Origin of the sequence: Pseudomonas sp. FP603 (assembly GCF_030687415.1) — a bacterium.
GTDB classification, from domain to species: Bacteria; Pseudomonadota; Gammaproteobacteria; order Pseudomonadales; family Pseudomonadaceae; genus Aquipseudomonas; species Aquipseudomonas wuhanensis.
The window spans coordinates 614,198-633,882 of the sequence record NZ_CP117431.1; the positions used below are offsets into that span (position 1 = coordinate 614,198).

14 protein-coding genes, 1 tRNA gene and 1 pseudogene are annotated in these 19,685 nt (G+C 58.9%); 1 reads left to right on the top strand and 15 read right to left on the bottom strand.

Annotated features, from left to right (window positions below; all coding sequences use genetic code 11):
• Position 1 precedes the first annotated feature (1 nt).
• The 8 genes from pqqD to PSH65_RS02840 all read right to left on the bottom strand — a co-directional run bounded on the left by pqqD (position 2) and on the right by PSH65_RS02840 (position 8,031).
• On the bottom strand, positions 2-277 hold the full coding sequence (gene pqqD / locus PSH65_RS02805; protein WP_052967135.1) for a pyrroloquinoline quinone biosynthesis peptide chaperone PqqD: 276 nt from the start codon (positions 275-277) through the stop codon (positions 2-4).
• A complete protein-coding gene (gene pqqC, locus PSH65_RS02810) occupies positions 274-1,026 on the bottom strand; it encodes a pyrroloquinoline-quinone synthase PqqC (protein ID WP_063342344.1) in 753 nt (250 codons plus the stop codon). The genes pqqD and pqqC overlap by 4 nt, the downstream gene beginning before the upstream one ends.
• 127 nt (positions 1,027-1,153) lie before the next feature.
• Positions 1,154-2,065 carry a pyrroloquinoline quinone biosynthesis protein PqqB gene (gene pqqB, locus PSH65_RS02815; RefSeq protein ID WP_253418016.1) on the bottom strand — a complete coding sequence of 304 codons (912 nt, stop codon included), beginning with the start codon at positions 2,063-2,065 and terminating at the stop codon, positions 1,154-1,156.
• A gap of 84 nt (positions 2,066-2,149) precedes the next feature.
• A complete protein-coding gene (pqqA, locus tag PSH65_RS02820) occupies positions 2,150-2,224 on the bottom strand; it encodes a pyrroloquinoline quinone precursor peptide PqqA (RefSeq protein WP_009045898.1) in 75 nt (24 codons plus the stop codon).
• A gap of 156 nt (positions 2,225-2,380) precedes the next feature.
• On the bottom strand, positions 2,381-4,819 hold the full coding sequence (gene pqqF / locus PSH65_RS02825) for a pyrroloquinoline quinone biosynthesis protein PqqF (RefSeq protein WP_305424850.1): 2,439 nt from the start codon (positions 4,817-4,819) through the stop codon (positions 2,381-2,383).
• A gap of 38 nt (positions 4,820-4,857) precedes the next feature.
• On the bottom strand, positions 4,858-5,652 hold the full coding sequence (locus tag PSH65_RS02830) for a carbon-nitrogen hydrolase family protein (protein ID WP_305424851.1): 795 nt from the start codon (positions 5,650-5,652) through the stop codon (positions 4,858-4,860).
• Positions 5,653-5,664: 12 nt separating this feature from the next.
• Positions 5,665-7,347: an NAD(P)/FAD-dependent oxidoreductase gene (locus PSH65_RS02835; RefSeq protein ID WP_305424853.1), complete on the bottom strand. Its 1,683-nt coding sequence runs from the start codon at positions 7,345-7,347 to the stop codon at positions 5,665-5,667.
• A 222-nt stretch (positions 7,348-7,569) separates the two neighbouring features.
• Entirely contained in the window at positions 7,570-8,031 is a 462-nt protein-coding gene (locus tag PSH65_RS02840) for an Lrp/AsnC family transcriptional regulator (RefSeq protein ID WP_007980298.1), read from the bottom strand.
• 137 nt (positions 8,032-8,168) lie between these two features.
• Here PSH65_RS02840 and PSH65_RS02845 point away from each other — a divergent pair, with 137 nt between their 5' ends.
• Positions 8,169-8,813: a peptidase M41 gene (locus PSH65_RS02845; protein ID WP_305424854.1), complete on the top strand. Its 645-nt coding sequence runs from the start codon at positions 8,169-8,171 to the stop codon at positions 8,811-8,813.
• Positions 8,814-8,880: 67 nt separating this feature from the next.
• On the opposite strand, the pseudogene PSH65_RS02850 reads toward PSH65_RS02845, so the two are convergent.
• From PSH65_RS02850 to dnaG, 7 genes and pseudogenes are all read right to left on the bottom strand, one after another.
• Positions 8,881-9,190, bottom strand: a pseudogene (locus tag PSH65_RS02850) (DUF3077 domain-containing protein).
• 1,093 nt (positions 9,191-10,283) lie between these two features.
• Positions 10,284-10,526 carry a hypothetical protein gene (locus PSH65_RS02855; RefSeq protein WP_138866401.1) on the bottom strand — a complete coding sequence of 81 codons (243 nt, stop codon included), beginning with the start codon at positions 10,524-10,526 and terminating at the stop codon, positions 10,284-10,286.
• 10 nt (positions 10,527-10,536) lie between these two features.
• Complete coding sequence (locus PSH65_RS02860) at positions 10,537-11,037, bottom strand: hypothetical protein (RefSeq protein WP_305424855.1); 501 nt, start codon at positions 11,035-11,037, stop codon at positions 10,537-10,539.
• Between the two features lie 502 nt (positions 11,038-11,539).
• Positions 11,540-11,616: transfer RNA gene (locus PSH65_RS02865), tRNA-Ile, on the bottom strand.
• A 15-nt stretch (positions 11,617-11,631) separates the two neighbouring features.
• Entirely contained in the window at positions 11,632-15,378 is a 3,747-nt protein-coding gene (locus tag PSH65_RS02870; protein ID WP_305424856.1) for a bifunctional diguanylate cyclase/phosphodiesterase, read from the bottom strand.
• 122 nt (positions 15,379-15,500) lie between these two features.
• A complete protein-coding gene (rpoD, locus tag PSH65_RS02875) occupies positions 15,501-17,348 on the bottom strand; it encodes an RNA polymerase sigma factor RpoD (RefSeq protein WP_007904230.1) in 1,848 nt (615 codons plus the stop codon).
• Between the two features lie 67 nt (positions 17,349-17,415).
• Complete coding sequence (gene dnaG / locus PSH65_RS02880; RefSeq protein ID WP_305426933.1) at positions 17,416-19,389, bottom strand: DNA primase; 1,974 nt, start codon at positions 19,387-19,389, stop codon at positions 17,416-17,418.
• Positions 19,390-19,685 lie beyond the last annotated feature (296 nt).

Below are 19,685 nucleotides of genomic sequence, written 5' to 3' on the forward strand. Positions count from 1 at the left end.
ATCAGGCAAGTTCGATCCAGTGCTGAGCACGGGCGACCTCCATGAATTGCTCGATGTCGTCACCGAGCTCAGGCACGTCGGGGAACTGCGCGCCCAGTTCGGCAATGATCGCCGCGACATCCCGCTGACCATCAATCAAACCGCCAATCAGCGCAGCGCTGTCGTTGAGTTTGATCATGCCTTCCGGGTAGAGCAGCACATGGCCTTTTTGCGCTGGTTCGTACTGGAAGCGGTAGCCGGTGCGCCATGTCGGGGTTTTGCTGCGATCGAAACTCATAAGGTGATTCCTTTATGCCAGACCCGCTGTTCGGTCACGCTGTGGTACGGCGGGCGGTTCAGTTCGTAGGCCATGCTCATGGCATCGAGCATGCTCCAAAGAATGTCCAGTTTGAACTGGAGAATTTCCAGCATGCGCTCCTGGCCTTCCCGCGTCGTGTAATGCTGCAAAGTGATCGCCAGACCATGCTCCACATCCCGACGCGCCTGGCCCAGACGCGTGCGGAAATATTCGTAACCGGCCGGGTCGATCCAAGGGTAATGCTGCGGCCAACTGTCGAGGCGCGATTGGTGGATCTGCGGCGCGAACAGCTCGGTCAGCGAACTGCTGGCGGCTTCCTGCCAACGAGCCCGACGGGCGAAGTTGACGTAGGCATCTACGGCGAAGCGCACGCCTGGCAGTACCAATTCCTGAGAGCGCAGTTGATCCGGGTCGAGGCCGACCGCTTGGCCGAGGCGTAGCCAGGCTTCGATGCCGCCCTCTTCGCCGGGGGCGCCGTCGTGGTCCAACAGGCGCTGAATCCATTCGCGACGAATCTCGCGGTCCGGGCAATTGGCCAGAATCGCGGCGTCCTTGAGTGGAATGTTCACCTGGTAATAGAAACGGTTGGCGACCCAGCCCTGGATCTGCTCGCGGGTCGCCCGGCCTTCATACATCGCCACGTGATAGGGGTGATAGATATGGTAGTAGGCGCCCTTGGCGCGCAGGGCCGCTTCGAATTCGGCGGGGGACATTGCGGTGTCAGTCATTGCGGTTCTCCGGGAACAACCGGTGGATTCTTTGGTGTCTGGTCGGGCGCCTTCGCGGGCAAGCCCGCTCCCACAGGATTACGCGGTCTATTGTGGGAGCGTGGCTTGCCCGCGATGGGGCCATCCGCTACAGCACAATACTCATGCCGTCATAAGCCACTTCAACTTCACGACGGGCCAGCTCCGCACGCTCCGGCGAATCCTCATCGAGAATCGGGTTGGTGTTGTTGATGTGGATAAGCACTTTGCGCTGCTTGGGCAGTTGTTCCAGCACTTCGAGCATGCCGCCGGGGCCGTTCTGCGCCAGGTGGCCCATTTCCCGACCCGTGCGGGTGCCAACGCCACGGCGCTGCATCTCATCGTCGTCCCACATCGTACCGTCCACCAACAGGCAATCGCTGCTGGCCATGATTTTCAACAGCGGTGCATCGACCTTGCCCAGGCCCGGTGCGTAGAACAGTTTGCCGCCGGTGCTCAGGTCTTCGACGATCAGGCCGATGTTGTCGCCCGGATGCGGGTCGAACCGATGCGGCGAGTACGGTGGTGCAGCGCTACGCAGGGGCAGCGGGGTGAAGCGCAGGTTCGGGCAGGCCGGGACGGTGAAGCTCTGATCGAGTTCGATACGGTTCCAGTTCAACCCGCCATTCCAGTGAGTCAGCATGGTGAACAGCGGGAAACCGGTGCTCAGGTCTTCGTGGACCATGTCGGTGCACCAGACCTGATGCGGGCAACCTTCGCGCAGGCTGAGCAGGCCGGTGGTGTGGTCGATCTGGCTGTCCATCAGGATGATTGCGCTGATGCCGGTATCACGCAGCGCGCGGCCTGGCTGCATTGGCGCGAAACTCTGGAGCTGGGCGCGGATGTCCGGCGAAGCATTGCACAGCACCCAGTTCACGCCGTCATCGGAAATCGCGATGGACGACTGGGTGCGCGCCTCGGCCCGCAGGCTGCCGTCGCGAAAACCTGCGCAGTTCACGCAGTTGCAGTTCCACTGGGGGAAACCGCCGCCGGCGGCGGAACCTAGAATCTGGACAAACATGGCCGCTCCATCATTGAAAACTGAAAATAAAAACGCCCCGGCAAGCCGAGGCGTAGCACTGCATTCTCTACCAAACGGTAGAGCTTAGCGGCTGGCGAAGTACATGGTGACTTCGAAGCCGATACGCAGGTCGGTGTAAGCAGGTTTGGACCAGGACATAGGAGCGCTCCTTCGGGTGGATGGGACAGTTGAGACCTATACATATAGTCCACCTCCAGTCGGAGATGTTCAGATAGTTAGGTGGCTATGTTACTCAAAATTACAGAGCGATTGGCTGAGAATCTTTGAGAAAGCTAATTGCAGCGCCGGTAATGATCAGTTTGCCACTTGCCAAGGCGCCCCGGAACAAGGCCCGCTGGCCAGACAGCGCCATCCGCCGTCGGCCCGATTCAGTCGTTGTGCCGCCGCCAGCAAGGCTTCGCGGTCGATCATCAGAATCGCCTGAGGCAGACGCTTCAGGTAATCAGACGAATGGCCGGCCAGTTTGCCTTGCCAGAGCAGCTCGGCGGCCTGGGCGTTGGGCAGGGCGGTGTCGTCGAATTGATCGGCCAGCGCTTGGCGTTGAGCGATGAAGGTCGCTTCATCGATGCGGTCGATTACCCCTTCCAATTCGCTGAGGAACTGTTCGATGTGTTCCAGTAAATCCATGGGCGCGACGCTCGGCGATTGCACACCGAACAGCAGCCCGGTCTGACCGTGTATCTGGCGTAGTCCGCTGAAAACGGCATACCCAAGTTGCAGCTCCACTCGCAAGCGCTGGTAAAACGGCGTCTGGCACACGTGTGCGAGCAAACGCCAGGCGGCTTCATCGGCGATGTCATGGGTTGCTGTCGGACAAAAAAGTAACAGCACGTGTTCGCTGGATTCGGTGGCGACGGTACTCCAGAGATGCTGTGAGCGAATCGACGGAGACGGCGTCAGTTGACTGTCCGCAGTGCCGGGAATACGACTCAAGGCAAGCCCCATTGCTGCTTGTGTCTGGGCAGACAGGCCTATTGCCAGGCCATCCCAGCGTGCGCTCGACCAGAGTTGCTGCAGGTCATCCGAGGCTACGGTGTGCTCAAGGCATAGATCGGGCAGTGCCTTGAGCAATTGTCGAATCGGCATCAACGCAATGGACGCCGGCTCTTCGTGTGAGAGATCGGCATCAGGTTTTGTCAGTTCTTTCAGCGCATGTTCGAGGATTGTCGGCATCGGTTCCTGCAGGCCCGTCATCTTCAGCAGCCATTCACTGCCCGATGCGCTGAAGGAAAAGTCGACACCGGCCTGACGCGCTTCTTCGCGCAGCATCCGCAGGTTGTTTTCCAGATTCGACTGAAGGTGGCTGTGGGGTGCGGATTCCAGGCGCCAGCGCAGATAAACCGCACCTTCATCCGTGTTATCCGGCAACGCCTGAGTGAACTGCATCGGCGATCGTTCGCGGCGGCTGCGTAAGCGATCCTGGGCAAAGGTCCGCAGGCCACGGTGGGCGCTGGTCTGGCCGCGAATCAATCCGGCATTCGGGGCTGGAGTTTCGGCGCGCAAAAACGGGTTGGGGGGCGGCAGTTGCCACTGGCCGGTGAAGTTATCCACAGCGCCAATTTGTTTGAGGATTGCCTTAAGGGCGACAACGCCCTGTTCGGACAGCCCGGCTTCAAGTTGTTCGCTGTCTTGCTGGGCAAGTTGCAGGGCGCTGCTGACTTGCTGTTGGCGCTGCAGCAGGGCTGCATACTCCTCGCGCAGTTCGGCCCAATCCCGATGGGAGGCAAAGAAGCCCAGCCAATCCAGAAGCCGTTCGCGGATCACGTTGTCCGGCTGCATGATGTGGACGGGCCGTGTGAATTCGATGTGTAGCAAGGCTTGGCCAGCATAGTGATAGAGCGGCGCGGCTTTCAGGTTGTCCGCCAACCCGGATTCTCGCAGCTGCGCCAACAGGCCCCCGGGTTTTTCGGCGTTCAGCCAGTGGCACAGGAACGCCAGCGCTTCGGGCGATGAGTCGGGCAGCACTTCGAAGGCGAACAGCAGATCCAGCCGACGTTCTCCAGCCTGTTGATAACTATTGTCTGAAGAATCCATTAACAGGGTGGGTTTTGTCTGCGGGACTTTTTCGCCGGGGGTAATAGCAACGGCAAACGCCTGCGCCATCGCCTTCAATTCATCGAGACTCTGTGGCCCGGCCAGGCTCAACGTCATCTGGCCGGTCTGATAAAACCGCTGATAGAAGCTCTTCAACGCTTGCTGAAATTCGGGCTGCGGCACCGGCAGGCTGTAACGGTTTCCCGCATGAAACGCCCGTAACGGATGAGCCGCCGAGAGTCCATCGAACAGCGCGAACTGCTGTTGGGCCGTCGCATCCCGCGACCAGGCGACAAATTCGGCGTGCAGCACTTCCCGTTCCCGCCGCTGATCGTCCGGATTCATACGCGGACGAGCGAGCATGTCTGACAGGCGCTCCAGCCCAGCGCTGAACGCCTGAGGCGGCAGTTCGAAAAAGAAGTCCGTCGTCCGTTCGCTGGTGCGCGCATTCACCTGCCCGCCATGACCTTGCACGTAGGCCATCAGCCCTTGCCCGGCGGGAAAGCGTTCTGTACCCAGGAACAGTAAATGCTCAAGAAAGTGCGCCAGCCCCGGCCAGGCCAGTGGCACGTCGTGACTGCCAGCAGCGACCCGCAACGCGGCGGCGCAGCGCTTCAAATCGGGAGCATGACGCAGCGTCACCCGCAGACCGTTGGCGAGGGTTTCAGTGTGGCGGCGAGGGTGATTCAGCGCAGGCATGAGCACTTCCAGAACAGAGAAGCGCTAATGCTAGCGGATTAGGGCTTGTTCAGCTCGCCGTATAGCTCGGGACGGCGGTCGAGGAAGTAACGATTGGCGGCGCGGGAATTGATCATCAGCTGGCGATCCAGCTCACCGACGATCAGCGCTTCATCAAGACCGGCCTGGGCGATACGGCTGCCGTCCGGCGCGGCGATGCTGCTCTGGCCGCAATACTGGATCTCGCCCTCGCTCCCGCAGTAGTTGGCGTAAGCCACATAACACTGGTTTTCGAAGGCACGGGCGCGGACGGTGACGTCGGCAATGAAATCGTAGGGAATCATGTTCGCCGTCGGCACCAGAATCAACTCGGCACCGGCCAGCGCCAGACGCCGGGCGTTCTCCGGGAATTCCAGGTCGTAGCAGATCAAAAAGCCAAGCTTCCAGCCGTTGAGTTCAACCAACGGAAACTCATCCGGCCCGGGGCTGAACATCGAGTGATCGAGATCGCCGAACAGATGAGTCTTGCGGTAGTTGCACAACCGCTCGCCATTGGCGTCGATCAACTGCACGGCGTTGTAGATCTGCCCGTCCTCGGTGCGCTCCGGGTAGCCATACAGAATGGCAATCCCCGTCGCCTTGGCAATGCGCGCGATGTGCTGCGCCGATTCACCGTTATGCACCTCCGCCAGCACGCTGACCGCATCGGTGCCGATGTTGTAGCCGGTCAGGAACATCTCAGGCAGCACCAGCAAATCTGCGCCCTTGGCCTCCAGCGCCAGTTGATGCAGGCGTTGCAGGTTGCCCGGGACATCCAGGGGCAGCGGTGGACATTGGTAAAGGGCTACGCGCATTTCGGATTCCTCTTACTCGGGGAGGGCGATCGGACCGATCTCGTTGAACACATCGCCTGGACCCGGGTTTTCGGCGTGAGTTTCACCGCCGAAGTGTTTCATGATCCCCCACACCGCGTTGAGCGATGTCTGCACCGCGCCTTCGACCCAGGCCGGCGTCCACGAAACGTCATCGCCAGCGATGAAAATCCCGCGCTGCTCGGCCGGCATGTCGTCCTGCATGAAGTGCGCGTACATGCGCTGGTTGTAACGGTAATGGCCGGGCAGAGCACCTTTGAAGGCTCCGAGGAAATGCGGGTCGGCTTCCCACGACACGGTGATCGGATCGCCGATGATCCGCGCGGCGATGTCGACTTTCGGGTAGATCTTCTTCAACGCATCCAGCGCCAGCTTCACGCGTTTTTCCACTGGCTGTGGAAGCATTTTCAGGGCGTCGCTCATCCACGAGTACGAAAGACAAATCACCCCTGGCTTGTCGTCGCCGTTATCGAACAAGTACGTGCCACGGGTCAGGCGATCAGTGAGTGTCATGCTCATCAGGTCGCGGCCTGTTTCCGGGTCTTTGTCCTTCCAGAACGGGCGGTCGACCATTACGAAGGTTTTCGATGACTGCATGTAACGGGTGCGGTCCAGGGCCATCCACATCTTTTGCGAGAACAGGGTTTCGTCGCATTCGATCTGGGTGGTCAGCAGCCAGCTCTGGCAAGTGGTCAGCACCGCTGCGTATTCGCGGGTGTCGCCCCAGTTGTCGGTGACCGCAAAACGGCCGCCTGCCGCGTGGGCAATTTTCTTCACGCCGGTACGTGGCGCGCCGTTGTGCAGCGAGCTGAGGCTGGTGCCTTCAGGCCAGTGCACGCAACGCTCCGGCACATGGCGCCAGATGCCCTGCGGCACTTGTTCCACGCCGCCGACCACCAGGTGTTGGTGATCGTCGCAGTTAGTCATCACCACGCGGAAGATTTCCAGCATCGAGTTGGGGAAGTCCGAATCCCAGCCACCGGTGCCGAAACCGACTTGGCCGAATACTTCGCGGTGATGGAATGAGAGCTTGGCGAAGGCTTCGGAGGTGGCGACGAAATCGTAGAACGTGCGGTCGTCCCACAGCGGCACCAGGGTGTTCCACAATTCCTTGAGGCGCGGCACATCGCGGTCGCGGATAGCTTGCTGGATGTCGGAAAACTGCGAGCCGGCTTCCAGAGCATCGGCCCAGGCGTCAGCGACTTCCTGGAACAGTGCAGGAAGATCCGCCAGTTTCTGTGCGTAATGAGTTTTGCCTTCCAGATCGATCACCGTGCTGCCCGACGCAGGCGTCAACGGGTTCGGGAAAGGCTTGGTCTGGAGGCCGAGCTTGTCGACGTAGTGATAAAACGCGGTCGACGACACCGGGAAACGCATCCCGCCGAGCTCGGCGATGATGCCTTCAGCGCCATTGAAGGCCTGGGAGCGCAGACGACCACCCATTTTCGAGGCTTCGTAGACGACGGGTTTAAGGCCCAGCTTCATCAATTCGTAGGCAGCCACCAGGCCGGCAATACCTGCCCCGACAATCGCCACTTCGGCGCCGTGATTGTGCGCCGGAATGCTGCCCAGACCGGCCGGGTGTTCGATCCAGTCGTCGAAAGCGAAAGGAAAGTCCGGGCCGAAAACGGTGACCGGTTTTTTACCGTCTGCAGGATGGCGATTGTTCTTGTTCATGGCTGACCCTTGCTGGCGACCTGACGCAGAGTGCGCGTCTGAGTATAGGAAAAGATGGCAGCCATTCTAGAGAGCGTAGAACACGTTAATAAGACGCAATGTGTCGTCGTTTTGCTAATTGTCTGTGCAGTATGACGATCTGTTGCTACACACTGTTCAATGTGGGAGCGGGCTTGCCCGCGATGAGGCCCGACCAGACACCGAAGACTTACCGGCAGAAACTCAAACCGGCTGCCCCCGATCAATCTTGCTGCTCAAGATGATCGAAGTCGTTGTTTTCTCCACCCCATCCACACTGCCAATCTGATCCAGCAACTGATCAAGCTGTTCCGGTGAGTCGGTGCGCAACCACGCCACGTAGTCAAATTCCCCACTCACCGCACACAACTGCTGCACCTGAGCCATGGCGCTAAGACGACGCAGCACTTCCTTGCCAGACCGCGGTTGCACCGTAATCCCGACGTAAGCCTGCAATCCGCCATCCACTACGCGCTGACCCAGGCGCACACCGTAACCAGTGATCACCTTGGCCTTTTCCAGCCGAGCCAGGCGCGACGTCACCGTGGTACGGGCGATGCCCAACTGCCGGGCAAGCATGGCCACACTTTCACGGGCATTGATCTGCAGGGCGGCGATCAATTGGCGGTCGATTTCGTCGAGAACAGGCGGGCGGGTGTCAGGCAAAGGGGTATCTCCAGCGGTACAGAGCAATGGGCAGGCATATTACAGGCAGTCCATCCCTCAACGAGTTAATTGGATAGACACAAATTGTCACTCGTAGTCGAATGCGCAACCAGGGGCTGTGAAGCGAGGGGATCGAAATGAAGAGCATGCCTGCGGCTCTGCGAGACTATGCACTGCAGATTGCCAATCACGAAATAGGGCATTACGTCGTAGCCCGAGCCCTGGGATTTGAAACGGGTGATGTGACCCTGAAAGTGACCATGGGCCTGACGCACCATGGCGGGGCTTCCATTACCTTGACGCGGTCAATTTCGTCGCTCGAAGCCATGAAGGAACATTTGGAAGCCCGGATAATGGTCCTCTTCGCCGGAGCCATGGGGCAGACATTGCCTGCAAAGCATTCGCCCGAGAAACGCGTCGATAAGTCGAAAGCGGCCGCCATCCTGAACGGTGAGTTTGGAGCGGAACAGGATCACGCAAAAATAAGAGAGTTGCGGTACTTGCTTCGAAATATCACCTACCCCGATACGGATCCAGCGTCGTCCGACAGCATCATTGCTGAGTTGACAGACATTAATGATCGCTTGTGGTTGCGCACTCAAAAAATCGTAGAGGAATTGGCCGATACGATTACTGGATTGGCAGGGCTTCTGGTAGAGCGCATGGTCATTGTGGAGCAGTGGGGGAGGCCGGCGGATACGTATGAGGTTGTGTTGACGGGTGAAGTGCTTGAGCGGCTGGGGCCGGTGCAGGCCATTCCGGCGTTAAGTGTTTCGGCTTAAGCATCCGAACTCCCGATCATCTGGAAGCCCCGAAAAATCGGGGCGTGTTTCAAGGAATGAGCAGGCGCTACTCTTCGGACTCCGTCGCCGTGCGGGCAGGTCGCGGTGTCAGCACTTTCACCACATCATCAATCACCGCTTTGCTCATCGCCGTCAGATAGTGTGCGGCCCAGGCGTGCCGGTCGGTGTCTTTTGCATAGGCGGAGTCCTCGGCAAATGATTTGGCGAGGGATAGCAAATCGGAAGTTTGAGTCAATGCGTCGAGGATGGGGGGCGCCAGCGCTCACGTGGAACAGTGGTTGATCCGAGCAATAGATGAAGGGCGTGAGGCCGATGGTTTTCAGTTCGGAAGCTGCGGGCGAATCTGTTTTATTCATGTTGTAACTCCTAATTTGAGGAGCTGTCACGTTCTTTTCCAAGCGAGTGGGTGGCAGCTGTGCGCAGGTTGGAAAACCGGGAAATTAGGAAACCGGCACGCCCGAAGACGTCCCGCGCACAGCCGCCATAACTCAAAAGTGCAAGCTAAAAAACGTTTGCAATCGTGAAGGGGGCGCTGTTGCGACTAATTTCGACGGGTTTCCAAGCCCGGTCGCTGATTGGCAGCGACCGGGCTTGGAAACCCGTCGAAGAAAAGCCCAACAAGGCGGCAAAGTGCCTAAATGCGCCCATTACGCAATTCTCGGAGTTTGCCTACAACCTTGGCGGACGTCATCCGATAGTTCGAAACCTTCAGTAAAGCAAACCTACATGTCAGACACGAAAAAGCCGCGCATTTGCGCGGCTTTCGTGTTTGGTGGGCCCAGTAGGACTCGAACCTACGACCAAGGGATTATGAGTTGCTGGGCGAGCTGATATGCCTAGAGAAAGCGTTCGTAGGTGAACGTAGGTTGGCATAGCTGGAGGCCCCGTAATACGTGGTGTTAAACGTAATTTTGAGAAGGTTGCTCAAGCTGAGTACTCTACCGTGGTTGTACTGATTTTGCAGCCTTTGAGTTTCGCAATTCGCCCCGCAGTGAATTCTTCGCCCACGATCTTCTGTAGTGCCCCCGGGCTAATTCTCTCGCAGCTCCAAACCACGTTCCATTCACAGATCGAGAAGCAAAACGCGGCTTGGCCTAAGGCATGCGTATAGTCTGACTTTAAAGGTTGGCGATTGCGGTGACCTTTCATGTGCGCTAGATCCGTGCTGTCTAGGATCAGAATTAGGCCGCGCCCGCAGAGTTGGCGAGGCTGGTCAATGTGGCATTACACATTTCCGACTGCACCTGGCCTGCGTTACAGCCGCTACCCATCATTTAGCAGTGATTTTGGCGGCATCTAACCTACGTTAGGAGTTACCAGTATGTTCAAAGTAACCCCCAATCCGCCGGCAAGGTCCAACGCTAAGATCATCGATCAACGCGCTGTTGATCGACTGTTGTCCCATATGATTTTGGGTCAGAGACGGCACCGAGAAATCGTGCCAGGGCTTCAGTCCCCCTCCGTGAACCGCCGCCGCGTCAGGAAAAGCACCACGCCCAGCGGCACGGCCAGCAGTGCTAGCAGCTCCAGGTCAAAGCCCAGCACTTGCTGCTCACCAACCTTGAAGATGCTGACCAAGCCCGTTGCCAGCAGCGCCAAACCCAGCCACTTGCGCAGCGGGTATGGTTTCAGAAACTGAACGAGGATCGCGCCCAGCACCAGAAGGACGATAGTTTGCATGATGTAGGGCATGTGCAGTTCCTCAGACCTTGATGACCAGCGTCACGACAGAGCGCTGTGGGCCAATCCCGCCATGGACCTCTCCCTCGATGCTGATCAGCACGTCACCTGCATGCAGGTTCGGCAGGGCCCCTTTGAGGTACCAGTTGACACCTGTCGTCACGACTGCACCTGAAGCCCAGCCAATGAGCGGCCCGCCCAACGCACCTACCCTCCCGGCAACGCCACCTGAGGCCGCAGCAATTCCCTTGGCGACGTTGCCGCGCATAGTGCTGATAGCATCGGCCTGCTGCCGGGTCAGGGGATTGGAAATGCAGACTGTCAGCAGGCATGGCAGGTTTCGAGCCTGCATTCGGTCGTACATATCGACGACCATGCTGTTGACTTGGTAATGGGCGCGTTTCGCTTCGCCAAAGTGCAGCTCGCGCAGGCGACCTCGGTCGCTTTCCATGAGGGTGATTTGAGACAGATTGAAGACGATCCCTTCCTCGGACCTGTACTGCGTGGTCTTCTCGAACTTCATGCGCGTATCCATTCGTGCAAAAAGACGATGATTTTCTACAGGCGGTGACTAAGATGCAAACGGTCTTTGATGTGAGGCCCCTGGGAATTTGACGTCTGCACGGGTCTCATCGCCAGCTACCGCACCCCCGCAAGGTCAGTTTTCGGTCAGTGGCAACGGCGACGGCTCATTCGGCGTCCGAAAGTGTACTGTGGGACCTGAAGCAAGAGAACAATAGCTTCGACCTAGATTCGGCTTACGATCAGTATGATCGTGCTCGGGAGATGTCAGCTGCGTTGGAGCTGGGCACTATGCTGGGACGGTACTCCTTCGCGGTGCCGGATGAGGTTGCACGCGGTGAGTTGCGGCTGTTGCGCAATCCAGAGGATGACCTGTAGGCCAAGGCACCTCCTTGAAGCGCCTTGGCGGCTGGCGAACCAGAATTGTACCCTTGGACCATAGGACGGTATCTGTGGTGGACCAGCCAGAAACGCGAAAGCCGCGCAATGCGCGGCTTTGGAGTTGGTGGGCCCACACGGACTTGAACCGTGGACCAAAGGATTATGAGTCCTCTGCTCTAACCAACTGAGCTATAGGCCCTCAGTAGGCCGCGGATTATAGCGATGGTTTCTCGGCTGTGCTATCCGAAAAATCCAATATGGCTGTACGAAGAAACGTCGTGGCGAATTCGTCGGGGGGAAGCGGCAGGCTGACGATGTAGCCCTGGATCTGCTCACAGCCCTCCGCAGCCAGGAATTGCTGCTGGGCCTGGGTTTCGACGCCCTCGGCGATGACGGTGAATTGCATGCTGCGGCCCAGGGCAATGATCGCGCGAACAATCGCTGCGTCATGCGGGTCGTCCGGCAGGCCGCGGACGAAGGATTGGTCGATCTTGAGGATGTCCAGCGGCAGGCGTTTGAGGTAGCTCAGCGACGAGTAGCCGGTGCCGAAATCATCGATCGCCAGTTGCACACCCAGGCGTTTGAGTTGGTGCAGCACCGCCAGCGCTTCTTCGGCCTGGCTCATGATGAAGTTTTCAGTGATTTCCAGTTGCAGGAAGCCGGGTTTGAGGTGGTTGTCCTTGAGCAATTGCTCGATCCGGCCGAGCAGGTTCGGCTGGCGCAGTTGAGCGCCCGCGAGGTTGACTGAGAGTGGGCCCAGGCACTCATAGACCTGATTCCACTCGTACATCTGTCGGCAGGCGGTCTCAAGTACCCAATCGCCGATTTGCAGGATCATGCCGTTTTCTTCGGCCAGGGGAATGAAGTGCTCGGGAGGTACATCGCCGAAGGTGGGGTGATGCCAGCGAATCAGTGCTTCGGCGCCCACTACTCGATGATCGTCCAGACTGATTTTGGGCTGGTAGTACAAAAACAGCTCATTGCGCTCCATGGCGCGGCGCAGTTCATGCTCCAGCGCCACGCGTTCGCTGGCCTGGGCGGTGAGGTCGCGGGTGTAGCTTTCAACCCGGTTACGGCCCTTGGCCTTGGAGCGATACATCGCGGCATCGGCATTCTTGACCAGTGTGGCGACGTCGCAGCCGTCCCGGGGATACAGACTGGTGCCGATGCTGGCGCTGATGAAAAACTCGTGCTCGCCGGCCTGGAAAGGAGCGGAGAAACAATTGAGCAGCTTGGTGGCAATGTTGTCAGCATCGCTGGACTGTTGCAGGCCGGGGAGCAGGATGATGAATTCGTCACCACCCAGACGCGCCACGGTATCGATATCGCGCAGTTGCTCCTTGAGGCGCACGGCAATGCCTTTGAGCAGCAGGTCGCCGACCGGGTGGCCGAGGCTGTCGTTGATGTGTTTGAAGCGGTCCAGGTCGAGGAACAGCACCGCGCCCTGGCCACCGTTTTCCTGCTGGTTGTTCAGCGCGGTCAGCAGTCGGCTTTCGAACAGCGTGCGGTTTGGCAGACCGGTCAGCGGGTCGTGGTGTGCCTGGTAGTCGAGTTTGGCCTGCGCGTGCTTGAGGCTGGAAATGTCCGCGAACACCGCAACAAAGTGGGTGATGAATTTATCCCGGTTGCGCACAGCGCTGATGGTCAGCCAGCTCGGATAGAGCTCGCCGTTCTTGCGCCGGTTAGAAATCTCGCCTTGCCAATGACCGTCGGCGGTCAATTGATGCCACATCGCCGCATAAAATGCGCTGTCATGCAGGCCCGAGGCGAGCAGGCGAGGGGTGTGGCCCAGAGCTTCGCTCTCGCTGTAGCCGGTGATTTCGGTGAACGCACGGTTGACCGCGCTGATGTGCTGTTGGGTGTCGGTGATCAAGACACCCTCGGCAGTGCTCTCGAACACCGTGGCGGCCTGCTGCAGTTTCTCCTGCATCAGATGCCGCTCGGTAATGTCCCGGGCGATGGTCAGCATGCAATCCTCATCGCCGATGGGCAATGGACGGCTTGAAACCTCACAGAGCCGAATCTGCCCGTCTTTGCGGCGGATGTGGCAACTGAAGTCGCGAACAAAACCATCTCGGTGCAACAACTCGAGCATCTGTTTGCGTTCGTTGAGATTGACCCAGATCCCCAGGTCCAGAGCCGATCGATCCACGGACATCGCGCTGTTGAAGCCGGTAATACGGCTGAAGCCTTCGTTGACTTCCAACAGCAAGCCGTCGCTCTGCCGGGACAGCAGCAGGCCATCGGGGGAGGCATGAAAGGCCTTGGCGAATTTCTCTTCGGAGGTTTGCAGTTGTTGCTGGGTTTCCTTGAGCTGACTGATGTCCCGCACGACGACTACCAAGGCTGGGGTCGTATCGAGGTCGAAAGGCTCGGCGGAAATCAGGCCGGTAAACACCTGGCCATTGCTGCGGCGAAAGGGCATCTCCAGGTTGCGGATGCTGCCGGCCTGTAACCGCTGCAATAAACCCGGCCCCACGCCGGGTACGCCCCAGATGTTCAGGTCGGTGGCGGTCTGGCCTATGACGTCTTCGGCCTTGAGGCCTATCTGTTCCTCGAACGCTTCGTTGACCTCCAGCAGACAACCGTCGGAAAGGCGAGCGATTACCAGAATATCCGGGCATTGCTGGAACACTGACGCGAACTTCTGTTCCGACAGGCGCAGCGCCTCTTCAGTGCGCTTGGCTTCGCTGATGTCGATCATCAGCCCGCGCAGTACCGGTTCATGGGCGTGCTCGATCAGGCTGACGATATCGCGGACCCAAAGGCAGCGGCCGTCGGCGGTGATGACCCGGTAATCGACGCTGTGATCGCGCCCGGCCGCCACTTCACGGTCGCAGAAGGTCTGGGCCCGGGTAAGGTCCGCGGGGTGGATGATGTTGCGCCAGAAGCCCGGAATCAGCCAATGGGGCAGGGGATAACCAAGGAGGTCCTGAGCGTGAGGTGACACGTAACTGTAGGTGTAATCGCTGATCCGGGCTTCCCAGGCGATGGCTGAAAGACTCTCCACCAGCCCGCGGTAATGGTATTCGCTGCTGCGCAGTTCCTGTTCCAGAGCGACTCGACGGGCAATTTCCGAACTGAGTCGGCGGTTGATCCGGATAACCACTGCCAGCACGATCATGAGAAACAGCAATCCTGGCAGGCCGTAAATCAGCACGTCGAGCCAGAAGGTTCGATGGTCCAGGACGTTACCAACCCAGTGTTCCTGGATGGCACTGATTTCACTCGGGGTCATGTCTGCCAGGACTTTGTCCAGGATGCTGACCAGCAGCTTGTTGTTCGGGGGCACGGCCATCGCCAATTGGTAGCGATAGGGTGTTTCACCGCTGACGTAGAGCCCGTCGAGCTTGAGTTGGCGCAGGCTCCAGACACTGGAGGCGAGATCGCCCACGACGGCGTCTACGGCGTCGGTGGCCAGCGCCTGCAGCGCCGAGCTGACGTTGGGCATCGCCACCAGATTCAGGTCGGGATGGTGGGTGCGCAATAGTTCATGGGGGGCATAGTTTTCCACCACGGCGATCTTCAGCCCGTACAGGTCTTCGAGTTTGCGCGGTTGGGGGCCTCCGACGTGAGCCAGAATGACAATTGGAAAGTCGAGATAGGGGCGGGTGAACGACAGATACGTCTGGCGCTCGGGAGTCGACATGATGCCCGGCAAGATGTCTAGCTTGCCTTTTTTTGCCTGCTGCAAGACTTCGGTCCAGCTGACCGGTTCGATGGGCGTGAGTTTGATGGCCAACCGTTGACGGATGACGTTGATGTAGTCCGCTGCCAGGCCCTGATAACGCCCGTGTTCGTCGCGAAATTCAAACGGTGGCCAGGACGCGTCCACGCCCAGGCGCAATTCCGGGTGGGCCGTCAGCCAGCTACGTTCTTCGTCGGTAAGAGTCAGCGCGCCAGCCGTTGCGGTCCAGGTCATCAGCGACAGCAAAAAAAGCACGGTCGGCCATCTGGGCATAACGGTCTCGTTATGGCTTGGGGGAATGTTTCGAGTGTAGACGGGCTATGCGGCGGGGGGGATGTACGGGGCATTTAATCTGCATAAAGCAAAACCCCCGGCCTGGGCCGGGGGTTTTGTGATCACTCGTCGAGGAAGGAGCGCAAATGCTCGCTTCTCGTCGGGTGGCGCAGCTTGCGCAGCGCCTTGGCTTCGATCTGACGAATCCGTTCACGGGTCACGTCGAACTGCTTACCAACCTCCTCGAGGGTGTGGTCGGTATTCATGTCGATACCGAAGCGCATGCGCAGAACCTTGGCTTCACGGGCAGTGAGGCCGGACAGGACTTCGCGAGTCGCTTCTTTAAGGCTCTCAACAGTGGCGACATCGATTGGCGACTGCATGGTCGAGTCTTCGATGAAGTCACCCAGATGAGAATCTTCGTCATCACCGATCGGGGTTTCCATGGAGATCGGCTCTTTAGCGATCTTCAACACCTTGCGGATCTTGTCCTCAGGCATTTCCATGCGTTCGCCCAGCTCTTCCGGGGTCGGTTCGCGACCCATTTCCTGCAGCATCTGCCGGGAAATACGGTTGAGCTTGTTGATCGTCTCGATCATGTGCACCGGAATACGGATGGTGCGGGCCTGGTCGGCGATCGAGCGAGTGATCGCCTGACGGATCCACCAGGTGGCATAAGTCGAGAATTTGTAGCCGCGGCGGTATTCGAACTTGTCTACCGCTTTCATCAGACCGATGTTGCCTTCCTGGATCAGATCGAGGAACTGCAGACCGCGGTTGGTGTACTTCTTGGCGATGGAGATCACCAGACGCAAGTTCGCTTCGACCATCTCTTTCTTCGCGCGGCGGGCCTTGGCCTCACCGATCGACATGCGACGGTTGATGTCCTTGATCTCTGCGATCGTCAAACCGGTTTCGGTTTCCAGCGCGGTCAGCTTTTGCTGGCAACGAATGATGTCCGGTTGCAGGCGACCAATGGCTTCAGCGTATTTGCTTTTGCCTTTGGCCAGTGCATCGGTCCAGCTTTCGTCGACTTCATTGCCCGGGAACTGGCGCAGGAAGTCGGCACGCGGCATACGGGCATCACGAACGCACAGTTGCATGATCGCGCGCTCTTGCTGACGCAGGCGATCCAGGGCACTGCGAACACGCTCGACCAGGCCTTCGAATTGCTTCGGCACCAGTTTGATCGGCATGAACAGCTCAGCCAGGGCGATCAGCTCGGCGATTGCCAGCTTGTTGCCACGACCATGCTTTTTCAGGGCCTTGCGGGTGATTTCCATCTGATCGGCGACGGCGCCAAAGCGCTGTGCGGCGATAACCGGATCCGGACCGCTTTCGGCTTCTTCTTCGTCATCGCTCGCTTCGGCGTCATCGTCGTCGGTGTCGTCGTCCGCTTTCACGGCTTTCGGGTCGACAGGCGGTGGCACTTCGGCTGCAGGCGGCGCAATGCCGTCGTCCGGGTCGATATAACCGCTCAGGACGTCGGAAAGGCGGCCACCTTCGGTGGTGACGCGAGTGTACTCGGAGAGAATATGGTCAACCGTGCCAGGGAAGTGCGCGATTGCGCCCATCACTTCGCGGATGCCCTCTTCAATACGTTTGGCGATTTCGATTTCGCCTTCACGTGTGAGGAGCTCTACCGTACCCATTTCACGCATGTACATGCGCACAGGGTCGGTGGTGCGACCAATGTCGGTCTCGACCGCTGCCAACGCTGCTGCTGCCTCTTCGGCCGCGGCTTCGTCGGTATCGGCGTCGGCCAGCATAAGGGAATCCTTATCTGGCGCAACCTCGAATACGTTGATCCCCATGTCATTAATCATGCGGATGATGTCTTCCACCTGTTCCGGATCTGAAATATCCTCCGGCAGGTGGTCGTTGACCTCCGCGTAAGTCAGGTAGCCCTGCTCACGACCAAGTGTGATCAACTCTTTGATACGAGACTGCTGTTGCGCTTTTCCGGACATAACACCCTATCCACTGAAGGTCTTGGCGGGCAAAAAACAAGCCGAGGATTATACCTGAGCTATGACCTCACGCGCCAGTTGAGGTCGGGCTTGATGCGGAAACATTGCGACTTAAAAGGTCGCGCAGTTGATTTTTCTCTTCGGTGCTCAATTCACTTTGACGGGCTTTTCGAAGAAGTTGTTCCAGGTTTCGCTCGCGTTGGCGGGCTGACAAGCTAGTAATGGTGTCGAAAAACTGTTGTTCAAGGTTATCTCCATCAATCAGCCATTCCTTTTCTGCCAGCGCTTTGAGCAGTCGGCCTTGTTCGGTGCCGTGCCAACGCGCAATCAGTTGAAATGAGTTTAGCTTGGGATTTTTCTGTACGGCTTCGAGCAGGGCGACCAACAGTTGCGTGTTGGTATGGTCCTCGGCAGCGAAGTGCCCGGCATCCTCGACTTTCTCAGCCAGTTGCGGGTGATGCAGCAACGTGCGCAAGGCGGCCAGGGTGGGTGGCTCTACAGCGGCCGGCACTCGTGGGGCGCGCGGTTGATCGCGATCACCGCCACGTTTGCCGTTCTTGTCCCACGGCTTCTTGTCCCATTTCTTGCCGCCTGCGCCAGGCTTTTTCGGCGTCCATTCCTGCTGCGGCGCGTACATCTCTTGCGCCTGCGGCTGATGGTAGTCGCTGTAATCCGGCATGGCGTCGTAATCAATGCCCGGATCGTAAGCGGGTGGCGCTTCCTGGGGCTGAGGCGTGCTTTGCACGAGTTGGCTCACGGCTTCACCGCTAAGCCCGGTAATTTCGCTCAGGCGCTGGCGCATCAAGATGCGCAGGTTGGCGCCCGGGACCTTGTCGATCAGCGGTGCGGCGAGGGTGGCCATGTGGGCCTTGCCTTCGAGGGAGCGCGGGTCCGATTCTTCGGTCAACTGTTGAAAAAAGTAATCGGCCAATGGCTGGGCGTGCTGATTGATTCGCGCGCGGAAGGCGTCAGTGCCCTCGGAGCGGACCAGCGTATCCGGGTCCTCGCCCTCAGGCAGGAACAGAAAGCGCGCCCGTCGCCCGTCCTGCAGGCATGGAAGGGTTGCTTCCAGTGCCCGCCAGGCGGCATTTCGGCCGGCCTGGTCGCCATCGAAGCAAAACAGCACGTTGGGCACGACGCGAAACAGGCGCTTCATGTGCTCTTCGCTGGTAGCGGTGCCCAAGGTCGCGACGGCATTGCGCAGGCCTTGCTGGGCGAGGGCGATGACGTCCATATAGCCTTCGACGACGATGATTTCGTCGAGGTTGCGGTTGTTCTTGCGTGCTTCATAAAGGCCGTAGAGTTCCTGGCCCTTATGGAAAACCGGGGTTTCCGGTGAGTTCAGGTATTTCGGCTTGTCGTCGCCCAGCACTCGGCCGCCGAAGGCGATGATGCGCCCGCGACTGTCGCGGATCGGGAACATCACGCGATCGCGGAAGCGGTCATAGCGCTTGCCGGTTTCGGCGTTCTCGATCAGCAGGCCGGCATCGATCATGGCCTTTTGCTGCAAGGTATCGCTGCTCAAGTGCTTGTACAGATTGTCCCAGCCGGGCGGGGCAAAACCGAGGCCGAAGTCCCGGGCGATTTCTCCCGTTAGTCCACGACCCTTCAAGTAATCCACGGCGGCTTTGCGCGACGGATGGCTTTTCAGCGCTTGACGATAAAAGTCGGCGGCGGCGGTGAGCAGCGGATACAGCGGCGAATCGGTGGGCTGCCGCGGTTTGTGCGGCCGACCGCTTTCTTCGCGGGGAATTTCCATGCCGGCGGCTTTGGCCAGTTCTTCGACAGCCTGGACGAAATCCAGGTTGTCGTGGTCCATCATGAAGCCGAGGGCGTTACCGCCAGCGCCGCAGCCGAAGCAGTAATAGAACTGTTTGTCGGGGCTGACGCTGAAGGAGGGGGTTTTCTCTTTGTGAAACGGGCAGCAGGCAGTGTAGTTCTTGCCGGCTTTTTTCATTTGCAGGCGCGAGCTGACCACGTCGACGATGTCGGTGCGGTTCAGAAGGTCGTCAATGAAGCTCTGGGGAATTAGCCCGGCCATGGCGTTCTCGTCATCTGCGCTGAAATGGACCCAAAACGAAGGGCGGCCGAACACGGAGTCGTTGTTTGAGGCGCGCATGGTATGCGGCTCGACCGGTGTCGTCTGCGTATCGCTGTCGGGAAGTGTATCTGCCGAAAATCCACTGACGTTAGTACCAATCAGTATTCGACTATTTGAAAGTATTTCGCTGAATCCGGCGACGGCCAGTCATTGGCCTCGGATAGCTCATAAGCGGGCACGCAAGAAGGTGCCTTGGGCTGATCGTCGTGAGAGGAATCAGTGGGTGTGCTCGTCAG

Coding starts and splice junctions, on each gene's coding strand:
- pqqD (WP_052967135.1), bottom strand. CDS start 277: ATGAGTTTCGATCGCAGCAAAACCCCGACATGGCGCACCGGCTACCGC.
- pqqC (WP_063342344.1), bottom strand. CDS start 1,026: ATGACTGACACCGCAATGTCCCCCGCCGAATTCGAAGCGGCCCTGCGC.
- pqqB (WP_253418016.1), bottom strand. CDS start 2,065: ATGTTTGTCCAGATTCTAGGTTCCGCCGCCGGCGGCGGTTTCCCCCAG.
- pqqF (WP_305424850.1), bottom strand. CDS start 4,819: ATGCCTGCGCTGAATCACCCTCGCCGCCACACTGAAACCCTCGCCAAC.
- PSH65_RS02830 (WP_305424851.1), bottom strand. CDS start 5,652: ATGCGCGTAGCCCTTTACCAATGTCCACCGCTGCCCCTGGATGTCCCG.
- PSH65_RS02835 (WP_305424853.1), bottom strand. CDS start 7,347: ATGAACAAGAACAATCGCCATCCTGCAGACGGTAAAAAACCGGTCACC.
- PSH65_RS02845 (WP_305424854.1), top strand. CDS start 8,169: ATGAAGAGCATGCCTGCGGCTCTGCGAGACTATGCACTGCAGATTGCC.
- PSH65_RS02855 (WP_138866401.1), bottom strand. CDS start 10,526: ATGCCCTACATCATGCAAACTATCGTCCTTCTGGTGCTGGGCGCGATC.
- PSH65_RS02860 (WP_305424855.1), bottom strand. CDS start 11,037: ATGAAGTTCGAGAAGACCACGCAGTACAGGTCCGAGGAAGGGATCGTC.
- PSH65_RS02870 (WP_305424856.1), bottom strand. CDS start 15,378: ATGCCCAGATGGCCGACCGTGCTTTTTTTGCTGTCGCTGATGACCTGG.
- rpoD (WP_007904230.1), bottom strand. CDS start 17,348: ATGTCCGGAAAAGCGCAACAGCAGTCTCGTATCAAAGAGTTGATCACA.
- dnaG (WP_305426933.1), bottom strand. CDS start 19,389: ATGGCCGGGCTAATTCCCCAGAGCTTCATTGACGACCTTCTGAACCGC.